A 10,002-nucleotide genomic window follows, 5' to 3' on the forward strand; every position below is an offset into this window, starting at 1 on the left:
TTGCTATGCTTGAGATTGTCTTTGAGAGTGTTTGACAATAAAAATGTAAGGTTACAACTGGTTTGAAAAGGAGTGATCGGACTATGAATGCTAGTGATGTAGCAAGTATATTGAACGTATCAGCACCTTCTTTACGAGCTTATTCGCAATTATTGGAGCAAAACGGTTATAAAATACATAAAAATGCAAATAAACAGCGTCAATATAACGAACACGATATTGATATACTCAGCGCTATGCTAGCGCTTAAAAATCGCGGTGAATTATCGCTTAAAGAAGCTGCAATAAAGGTTTCAAGCGCTGACTTTTCGCCTTCAAGCGTTGTTCAATCAATCGCCGAGCGCAAGCGCGATGAACAAAGCGCGATGACCGTTGAGCCCTTTGATAATGAGCTTTATCGCATATTAGAGCTTATGAGCGATGAGATGGTAGCGATGCGTGCTGAAAATAAGGCGCTAAATGAGCGATTAGTAGGGTTAGAAAGTAAGCAGGATGCTACTTTAAAAGCGATTGAATCGGATAACGAAGGTAATGAACAAATGAACGAACTTATGAATGAAATTAAGAAGCTCAATGCAAAAATAGAATCTTTAGAAGAACAAAGTCAACAAAAGAAACCTTCTTTGCTAGCAAGATTGTTTAAAAAATAATCGGTGTATAAAATCGATTGTTACATTGAATTGGCAAAGGGTGAATTATACTAGGGGGATGGCTATGATTGAAAATAATACAATAACAGGATTTCATATTAAAAGTTCTATGGAAGAGACAATTATGCAATTAAATACTACCCAATTATATAATTGGCATATCCCTAAAATGTTACGTAATGAGAGTATTCAACAGGGGGATATCGTTTTAGTTCATTCTAAAAACAATGTAGCACGAGTATTAGTTATGAATGTTTCTCGAGAAGAATTAGAAGAGACTGGAAAACGTTATAAACGTGTAGTTAAGATTTTGGAAAGAGCACCAAAGAAAGTTGAACAATGTTAAGAGAATTTAACTGAAGTGAAAAAAAGAAGCATTAAACCTTTGTTTAATACTCCTTTTTAATCGTATGAATCAGCTCATGACAGGTGAGCAAAAAACAATGATGCAAAGTATTGTAGATAACCGTAGCGTAAATGGGAAAGCCGACTATGACATTTTAAGTGGATTGGATAAGTCGTATCGTAGTATAACGAAACAAAAGAGATAATGGATCAGGTCCATATTTCAAATATTAAAAAGCTTAATTTCTCAGCATTTAAATTGAGGAATTAGGCTTTTTGTTGTTCCGTTCACCATAATCAATTGCTAAATTGAAGACAATCCTTCATCACCAGGAACCAAAAAAGCCAAGAAGCATAAATAAATAGATAAAAGCCTATTTTTATGGGAGTGGATGGAATGGATACTCCATTGATTTTCTACAATGAATTAAAGCGGATTCAATTCCAGCAACAAAATAGTTATAAGACTCAAACTGACCAGGAATTATATCAACATCAAAATAATGATAATGATAATGAAAATGAATCAGTACATACCAAATCCCTTAAAGAATCAATTGAATTTGATGATTCAGAGAAAGATTCTTTATGTGAAAAAAAAGATGATTGTGAGAAATCATTAAATAACATAAAAATCCCTTCAAAACGCATATTACCAAAAATCAAATGCCGTCATTTTAAAAAGAATACAAATAATTTTAAATTTCAACAAAGAAAGTTAGAGACATTGCAGGCTAATTCAATAAGTGATAACAGAACTATTAAAACAGAATCTGTGGCAGATATCGAAGAACAGGAAATAAAAAAAAAGAGAATAGAAGATAAAGAAGAACATAATGTAACTCCACCTTCTAATTTTGGGAATATCTATTCAAAAGAGAATATAATTCCATTTACTATATTTTTTGACATTAACGATTTTCTCCGTAGACCCATTGGAGGTGATATCATTCAGCAATCTGCACTATTCCTCGAAGGTGATGATCAGACACAACAATCAGAAAGTCATTCACAGTTTATTCATACAGAATTATCTTACCCTGAGCCAGTGAAATATAGGTTAGTTCGTTCAAAAATTAATGAAATTATTAGTTTTACTACTGAAAATGAAATGCATCATGCAGAGAAACGGATATATGAAACGGTTGCTAATTCAATCCATATGCCTTCACAAAAAAAGAAGGGGAAACCAGAATGTACACATATAGAGGTAAGAGTCCCTGTAGTAGTAGGAGAGTATGAAATTGAAATAAATATGAGCAATCAAGTTTTCTTTGAACAGGAAGTTCTTGGTTTTAAAGAAATCTCCAGAAATGTTGAATTAATAAATTTTAAATTTACTCCTGTTCAATATGGCAAATCATTAGGTAATGGGACATGTACGATATGTAAAGGGAAAGTAGCGTTGGAAGGGGAAATTCTTCAAAGATTTAAGTATTCAGCTAATACAAATCACAATAAAAATGCAGCACAAAAGCAAAAGAAAAATCGACTTCACCAAAGAATGGTACTTAATTTAATCGTTCATCTTTCACAAATACAGAAAATTAAGGCTACCTTATATGATGAAGAATAGTAGTTAAATGCATCGATTTTTATAACACGAGATGGGATTATTATTGATACAAATGTTTAAATGAATAAACTATGATATATCTCATCTTTGTAGGTTGATATAAATAATAATAATTAGTTTCTCTATTTATGTTTAGTAAATAACCCCAGCTAAAAATGAACATAATGACTATTCTACTAGCCTATTTAAAAATATTTAGTCCACATATTTTATTATAAGAGTTTGAAAAAGCTCAAAAAATAGCAAAAGAGGTGAGTAAATGAAAAAATGTAATTGCAACCAGCAACAAGAATCATGCGCAGTACCGTCAACGCAACAAATTCCGGTGTCTGATGATGCAGTATTAAATGATACGACAGTAAGTACGCCAATTTTGAAAGTCCCGGTTGTACTTGTAGAAAGATCACTTCAAGTTGTTGTAGAGACAGATATTTCACTTGATCCACCAGCAACAGAGATTAAACGTGTAACAAAGAATGTCTTTTTAAATCAAGTGAAGCTCATTCCTGTAAAATTTGATCAAATTGGAAGCACAGACTACTTTGAAGTAACGAAAGCAAAATTATTTATATCAGGGTTTATTCGGAAAAATATTGAGTATTCTTCAGATGATTGTCAAGGTGTATTACAAGATCGAATTGTTGAAGTACCGTTTTCTGGATTCGCTGAGATTACAGCAAATGAATTCTTAAGCAAACCTATTATTGGTATTTCTGATAGTAACAAAGCATATTTCTTAAACGACACTAATGGTGAAGTACCTCGATTGGATAAATATTTCTTCCAAAATTCTGTGAAATACAACGAACAACCATATGGGGAATTAATAGGTGCTAATTTCTTTGAACTTGATTTCTCTCCAGTTACTGTTGAACCACAAGGTGAGTTTGGAACAATACGTGAAAAAATCGTTATGGATGTTTTTGTTAAAGTGTTACAAGTTCAACAACATCGTGTAGGTACATTGAGAATTATACCAAATTTGGATACTGGTCTTGAATGTTAAATTGAACACACAATTTAATATAAACAAAACTATGTGATTATCTCCTCAATCATAAGAAGTTGAGGAAATTTTTTATGTAATAAAAAACGTATGAAAATGTATATTTTCATACGTTTTTTGTGCGGTTTTACGGGGTTCTTCCTTTCGTGATACACTAACATACATCAAATGTACGATATTGGATGAAATGAGGGGTTGAGATGGCCAAAGAAAAGAACGTGCAGCCATTGCGCACGAAGGCAGAAATTGTGGATTTCCGGTGGGCACTGTCTAAGTATGCGCGCGCTCGAGATCTGTTTTTATTTAACCTTGGTATTAACCTTGGGCTGAGAGTGAGTGATCTGGTCCCATTGAAAGTGGAAGATGTCCGAGGGAAAACGCATTTGGTGATTACCGAGCAAAAGACGAAGAAAACGAAACGCTTTTTGATTCCACGGGCCACAAGAGAGTTGATCGAGTCGTATACACGCTATTTGAGCCCATCTGCGTGGTTGTTTCCCAGTCAGAAAGGAAACGGCCATATTTCCACCACACAAGCGTACAGGGTCCTGCAAAAGGCGGCAGAAGCGCTTGGACGAGAGGATATCGGCACACATACCATGCGCAAAACGTTTGGGTATCATCATTACAAGCAACATAAGGATGTCGCAGTGTTACAGCAGTTATTTAATCATTCCGCACCTTCGATCACGATGCAGTACATAGGGGTCACAGAAGATGAAGTGGACGCGACAATGGAGGACTTTTCTTTGTGAGAGGATTTTCTATGAGAAGATTTGGTTAAATTTAATGTGACTACCGAATAAGGAGTCTCATTGAGACTCTTTTTTTATTTAAAAAGATGATAAGAGAAATATAATAAAGAGGAAAGAAAATCTATATTAATCAGCTATCTTGAATATTTTTCCTAGTAGAAATAAGAATAAAACAATAAATAAATAAGATGAAAATTAAAACCAAGAATATTATAATGCCAATATTAAAATAAGCATATAATGCAAATATCATTGAAAGATTGACTAATGCAACGATCAAAAAAATATTAACTACAAAGTATTGTTTATATGTAAGACTAATAATAATTGATAGAAAAAATAAAATACTAGCAATAAAGAATATAGGCTCTAATTCAAAATGTTTTAAATAAAACACTATATAGATATAGAGAAACAAAACAAAAAATATTTTCATAAATCTTATCATCTAGTCACCTCCTTTATTATACTAAACAAAAAATATAACATATTAATTATATTAAATGTAAAAAATAGGATTTATAAGTTAATTATGCTGCGTTACATTCTTCTAGTGGAGCCTTTACAATAACAATGAACAAAAGTAACGAAAAAAACATCAGAAGCTAAAAAGAATAAAATTTTAATAGTTGTATTCCTTTTCTTAGCTCTGTTTCTACCGAGTATTCTGCAAGATTATTTTATATTATGATTAATCTTTTTATATTGTTGATTAGTGCAGAAAAACTAGTATATTGAGCAGAGCAACATTTAAACCATTAGCTGTTACATACGCAATTAGCGGATATGAACTAGATGATTATTCCGTATGTAAGAGAAGCCAAATGCCGACCGCGTAATCAATGTTTATGGAGAAGTCAGGAGATTGGCGTAAAATCATTCGTTACGTCCCACTGTAGGACAATGTAACGGGCTAGTATGTCTTAAATAGACATGGCCAAAAATTTAAAAGGATACGTGCGTAGTTTTTTAGCTATTGTACATTTGAAAAGTCGATTAATTCCCACAAGGGAGTAGTCGTTTTTTTTATGTTTAAAACTAAACTGAAAGGAGTAGGATTTCAAAAAAGAACGTTCTTGGTTGATTGATGGAAGGAATTTTTAATGCTATTATAAAGGCATATTAATTCATTTGATTTTTGGTCGCACCCATGCGGGGGCAGACGATAGAAATTAACACTCTAAGCCTTTGGGCTTCTCAATTGATTCTAACAAGAGTAATTTTGGGTAGGGCAAAGTATGCCTATTTAACAACCAACACACGTTGAGTGGATAGAAATGTATCGTAGGGAGAGTACACCCCTAATTAGCAATTGGCTGATACAAAAAAACAAAATAAGAGGACAGATCAGGTAGGTCACTAACCAAGTAAGGGATGGTTAAGAGGGCGTGCTTTTTTTTGCGTCTCAAAAAACGGATGGAGGAAAAGTGAAAATGAGAGATAAGGAGAATTAGCAATCGCTGAGCGATTGCGTGCAGCTGAAAGCTGCACATTGAATTTGCTACGCAAATTCGTTTGCGCATCCCAGCGCAAAATGGGCGGAGATTGATTGATGGCACACTCCGATAACAAAGTGCGGAAGGTTGAATTGGATTTACCAGGCACATTGATAATTATATATTTCGTTCGAAGAATGAATCCGACACCTTATTGCATGAACGAGCTTGCTCGTTGGTGCAATAAGGTGGATGCGTAGCGCAGCGGAGCACGAAATTTTGGGAAAATGGGGTGTTGAAATGGCAAGAAGAGGACGTACATCGATCGTAAGAGAGGTCAAAGAAAGCATTGAGGTGATTGATAAAATCGGTACTTCAAAGCGAACAGCAAGAGAGGATGGAAACAGTGGTATTCATTCGAAAAAACAAAAGGAAAATACTATGAGTGATTGCCAAAACTTCGTGAAATGGGCGAGATCCGAGCATGGAGTAAAATCGATTGCTGATTTGAATGAGGATCATTACAAAGGATATATAGCGCATTTGAGTGAGAAAGGAATTTCTGAAGGACATAAAATTAATGTTGAAACGTCCCTTCGTCTTTTAGAGAAAGGATTTTTAAAGCGTTCTGAACGCTTTGAGAGCGTTTCTAATCATTTTGAAGGTTTTTGTCCAGCGAAAAGATTAGAGACGCGGACACGTGGGCTGGATGTGCGAAATCGGGCATATACGCGTGAAGAAATGCAGTTGATACGCGAAAATGTATCGCCAGAAGTGTCAAAGGCTGTTGATTTGATGAAAGAGCTGGGTTTACGAGTTAGAGAAGCTACCAATGCGAGAGTAGAACATTTTACATACGAGGAACAAACGGATAGTTGGAAATTTGAAATAAAAAAAGGCGATGGTGCAGGGATTACGAAGGGTGGACGACAAAGAGAAATCCATATCCCTCGTCATTTTGAAAAACGTCTAGAACAGTTACTTCAAGGAAAAGGTGACAAAGAACGAGTGGTCAATGTATCGTACTCAACGATTCGAGACGGTATTAATGTGGCTTGTAAGAAAACAGGGATTGATCAGGCTGGCCGAGGTGCACATGGATTTCGCCATGCATATGCAAGAAATCGTATGGATCAGCTCATGACAGCTGAGCAAAAAACAATGATGCAAAGGATTATAGATAACTGCAGCATAAATCGGAAAGCCGACTACGGCATTTTAAGTGAAACGGATAAAACGTTGTATAACGCAACAAAAGAGGCAATGGATCGGATTCATAAAGAATTAGGGCATGGAAAGAATCGATGGGAACTAGCAATGCGTTATATGGGAGATTGATTACTAAATATGAAAATTTGTACAAGTTTGATTTGACTACGAGATATATGAAGAATTGAGGTTTGTAAAGAAAAATACATATTACCGTAAATACATAAAACTGTATATACAGTTTTATGTATTTACGGTAATAATGTTTTTTAGAAACAATAACCCCTATAGAGTCTGGAGCGTCTGTGGTTAGTGTTTTTGAGCATCCTATGGGTGCTTTTATTTATGTTATCGGTTTTTCTAAGGTTCGTTTCTTTATACATACCTGTATTTACGGTTTTACAGTTTCTTGCTTGTGTTGTTTACTATTATTAAAGGATGGTGATTTGAATGTTAGCAAAAGTTATTACATTTTCTTTGCAGAAAGGTGGAGTTGGTAAAACAACAACTTGTGGTCTTACTGCATATTTGTTAGGTCAGAGGGGTTATAAAGTTTTGGCGATTGATATGGATAGTCAGGGAAATTTAACTCAATTGGTGAGTGGTTATGATGATTTAGAAGTGTTTTATCACGAGACAATCAAAGAGGCAATGGAGAATGGGTATATAGATCCATATATTAAAGTTGCTACTGATAATATTGATTATGTACCAGCTGACGATTATTTAGTATTGATTGCAGATTATAGAGGTCCAAAAAGTAAAATTCAATTGCTTAAAGAAGTTATTGAAAGTGTAAAAGACCAGTATGATTATATTTTAATTGATACACCACCTAATCTTAGTATTCAAACAGTTAATGCTTTGATGGCTAGTGATTATGTAGTGATGATGTTTGAAACGGCTAAATTTAGTTATAATGCTCTTCCTAGATTTATGGAAACAATTGAGGGTGCGAAAGAAAATGGCAATGATACATTACAAATAGCTGGGATTCTTGCTACATTATCTGATGCGAGACGAATTGATAATAAAGAGTTATTGCAATTGGTACGTGAAGAATATAAGGATTTGATATTTGATACAGTTATTTCAAGACGTGCAGCTATTGGGAGATTACCTGTATACGGTATTATTAATAATCCAGAAATTAGAGCTGCAACGGAACAACATAGAAATTTCATAGAGGAGTTGTTGAGTCGTGTCAATTAAAGATAAATATAATAAAAATCCCAAAGAAGCACCTAAATCAAAAGGTAATAGGGACGTTGTAAGTAAGTTATTACAACAAGATAATGAAAAAATACAGGAAATTGCAAATACAGATATACAGGTTTCTGTAAATGCAGTTGAACGTAAAATTAAGAAGGCGACATTTGAATTGGATGCTGATCTGCACAAACGTTTACGCGCAGCAGCAGCATTGGAGGAATGTACAATGTTAGATATTGTAGATGTTGCATTGAAAGAATATCTTGATAAGTTAAATCGTTAAGCAAGTAATTTTATATTTATAGTGAATTAAAGAATCAACTTTGCGAATGCAACAAAGGAGATAGTGGATCAGATCCATAAAGAATTAGGGCATGGAAAAATCGGTGGAAACTAGCAATGCGGTATATAAGTATTGACAAAGATAAGGATTTGAAAAAAATGAATTGTAAGTGGGGGGTGAATTGGGACATGTATATAGAGGTAAAATGTGCCGAGTAAGGATAATAATTGTTTCCAATTCGAAGTAGTAATGTTACTATTTATGTAACTTAATTGAACGAAATCAAAAAAGTCAGCATCAATAACAGGACTGCAATCCTGTTATTGACCGCCAGATCACATATAGGGTGTGATTGACGTTGCTAACTTCTTGAATCAATTCATATGTCATTATTTTATATGATGAATATCAATTTATCAAGGAAGTTTTCTTATATCAATTTAATTATTGTCATTAAGAAGAAGCATAGTCATTCACTACACAGTGTTTGATTATGCTTTTTTGTTTTCTTAAAAGGGAGAAGATAACAATGACAACTAACAGTACACTAACAGCAACTCAACAGAGAACACAATTTTACATGACCTACAGCGGAAATAAACCGAAACGATCTTTAAAAGAAAATCGTTTAAAACAACTAGAAGAAGATTTGCTGCAACAAAATATATTTATGGATGAACTATTTCCACAAAAACAATTCTTAGTATTAGAACAGATCGCATTCTGGTTGTCTGCTAATGGCTTATGTAAAGTTGGAACTGATACGCTTGAAGAAAAGCTTGGAGTATCAGTTAGAACGGTTAGAAATGCTATTAAAGCTATTAAAACAACGAATCAATTTGTAGTTGGCCGTTTGAGATCGGCTAAATCAAATTGTGGTAAATACGTCATTGTAGATAAGAAACATGAGAATTTCAAATCGATTATGAGGGAAGTTTTCTTGTTGTCAGAAGCATCTATTGCACAATTAAACGCACAGCAAGATGCACAACAGAAAATGTTTAAAGACATTGATATGTCTACGTTTGAACAAGAAAATAAGAGTCCTAACCTTTATTTATCTTTAAATAATTCAAAACAAGCTAATAATAAATATATTCATAGTTTTAATTTGTTAGAAACACTTAAAGAAGAAGTGGAATCTCAACAACCGATAACCTCCGAAGAACAACGTACATTGCTTTTAACGTACACAGACAACGAGTATCAGCATTTGTTTTTCGATTTCATACAATCTATGCCCTATCCTTCTATCGTTCGTGAAAACGCCTATAAACTGGCTTTAAGAGTAGGTTCAGATACAGATGTAAAACGATTCATTGCAGCTAAAGAAGTAATTCATCATATTTCAATGGATATGGAGTATAACCATTTTGATAATGTAGTAGCTGTTTTTACAACTGCATTATTAAATAGATTAGAATATCCTTCAATTCAACCAGTTAAACTAGCAAATCAGCACGTTAGAAAAACAAAAAAAGGTGTATTTTATAATTGGCTAGAAGAATAAATAATAGTGACTAGCTTATT

The 10,002-nt window shown here is 33.8% G+C and carries 9 protein-coding genes; all 9 read left to right on the forward strand.

From position 1 onward, the window contains the following. Positions 1 to 83 precede the first annotated feature (83 nt). The 9 genes from MHH98_RS21985 (at position 84) to MHH98_RS22025 (ending at position 9,982) form a co-directional block, all read left to right on the forward strand. Positions 84 to 650: a helix-turn-helix domain-containing protein gene (locus MHH98_RS21985; RefSeq protein ID WP_038179339.1), complete on the forward strand. Its 567-nt coding sequence runs from the start codon at positions 84 to 86 to the stop codon at positions 648 to 650. Positions 651 to 714: 64 nt separating this feature from the next. Then, a complete protein-coding gene (locus tag MHH98_RS21990; RefSeq protein ID WP_076035532.1) occupies positions 715 to 996 on the forward strand; it encodes a DUF5839 family protein in 282 nt (93 codons plus the stop codon). 396 nt (positions 997 to 1,392) lie between these two features. Further along, on the forward strand, positions 1,393 to 2,571 hold the full coding sequence (locus tag MHH98_RS21995; protein WP_076035531.1) for a BC_2427 family protein: 1,179 nt from the start codon (positions 1,393 to 1,395) through the stop codon (positions 2,569 to 2,571). Positions 2,572 to 2,830: 259 nt separating this feature from the next. Further along, complete coding sequence (locus MHH98_RS22000; protein ID WP_038179344.1) at positions 2,831 to 3,577, forward strand: CsxC family protein; 747 nt, start codon at positions 2,831 to 2,833, stop codon at positions 3,575 to 3,577. 200 nt (positions 3,578 to 3,777) lie between these two features. Continuing rightward, entirely contained in the window at positions 3,778 to 4,332 is a 555-nt protein-coding gene (locus MHH98_RS22005) for a site-specific integrase (RefSeq protein WP_038179346.1), read from the forward strand. 1,688 nt (positions 4,333 to 6,020) lie between these two features. Continuing rightward, positions 6,021 to 7,106, forward strand: a complete 1,086-nt coding sequence (locus MHH98_RS22010) for a site-specific integrase (protein WP_340709444.1) — start codon at positions 6,021 to 6,023, stop codon at positions 7,104 to 7,106. Positions 7,107 to 7,427: 321 nt separating this feature from the next. Further along, positions 7,428 to 8,189, forward strand: coding sequence for a ParA family protein (locus MHH98_RS22015; protein WP_076035529.1), 762 nt, complete (start codon positions 7,428 to 7,430; stop codon positions 8,187 to 8,189). After that, positions 8,179 to 8,472, forward strand: coding sequence for a hypothetical protein (locus tag MHH98_RS22020; protein ID WP_038179335.1), 294 nt, complete (start codon positions 8,179 to 8,181; stop codon positions 8,470 to 8,472). Before MHH98_RS22015 ends, MHH98_RS22020 begins: the two co-directional genes overlap by 11 nt. 529 nt (positions 8,473 to 9,001) lie before the next feature. Then, on the forward strand, positions 9,002 to 9,982 hold the full coding sequence (locus tag MHH98_RS22025) for an HTH domain-containing protein (RefSeq protein ID WP_340713619.1): 981 nt from the start codon (positions 9,002 to 9,004) through the stop codon (positions 9,980 to 9,982). The last annotated feature ends 20 nt before the right edge of the window (positions 9,983 to 10,002 follow it).

This window comes from Viridibacillus sp. FSL H8-0110 (assembly GCF_038003565.1).
Classification (GTDB): domain Bacteria; phylum Bacillota; class Bacilli; order Bacillales_A; family Planococcaceae; genus Viridibacillus; species Viridibacillus arenosi.

Excerpts from the sequence above, each read along its gene's own strand:
- MHH98_RS21985 (WP_038179339.1), top strand. The coding sequence starts at position 84 with ATGAATGCTAGTGATGTAGCAAGTATATTGAACGTATCAGCACCTTCT.
- MHH98_RS21990 (WP_076035532.1), top strand. The coding sequence starts at position 715 with ATGATTGAAAATAATACAATAACAGGATTTCATATTAAAAGTTCTATG.
- MHH98_RS21995 (WP_076035531.1), top strand. The coding sequence starts at position 1,393 with ATGGATACTCCATTGATTTTCTACAATGAATTAAAGCGGATTCAATTC.
- MHH98_RS22000 (WP_038179344.1), top strand. The coding sequence starts at position 2,831 with ATGAAAAAATGTAATTGCAACCAGCAACAAGAATCATGCGCAGTACCG.
- MHH98_RS22005 (WP_038179346.1), top strand. The coding sequence starts at position 3,778 with ATGGCCAAAGAAAAGAACGTGCAGCCATTGCGCACGAAGGCAGAAATT.
- MHH98_RS22010 (WP_340709444.1), top strand. The coding sequence starts at position 6,021 with ATGCGTAGCGCAGCGGAGCACGAAATTTTGGGAAAATGGGGTGTTGAA.
- MHH98_RS22015 (WP_076035529.1), top strand. The coding sequence starts at position 7,428 with ATGTTAGCAAAAGTTATTACATTTTCTTTGCAGAAAGGTGGAGTTGGT.
- MHH98_RS22025 (WP_340713619.1), top strand. The coding sequence starts at position 9,002 with ATGACAACTAACAGTACACTAACAGCAACTCAACAGAGAACACAATTT.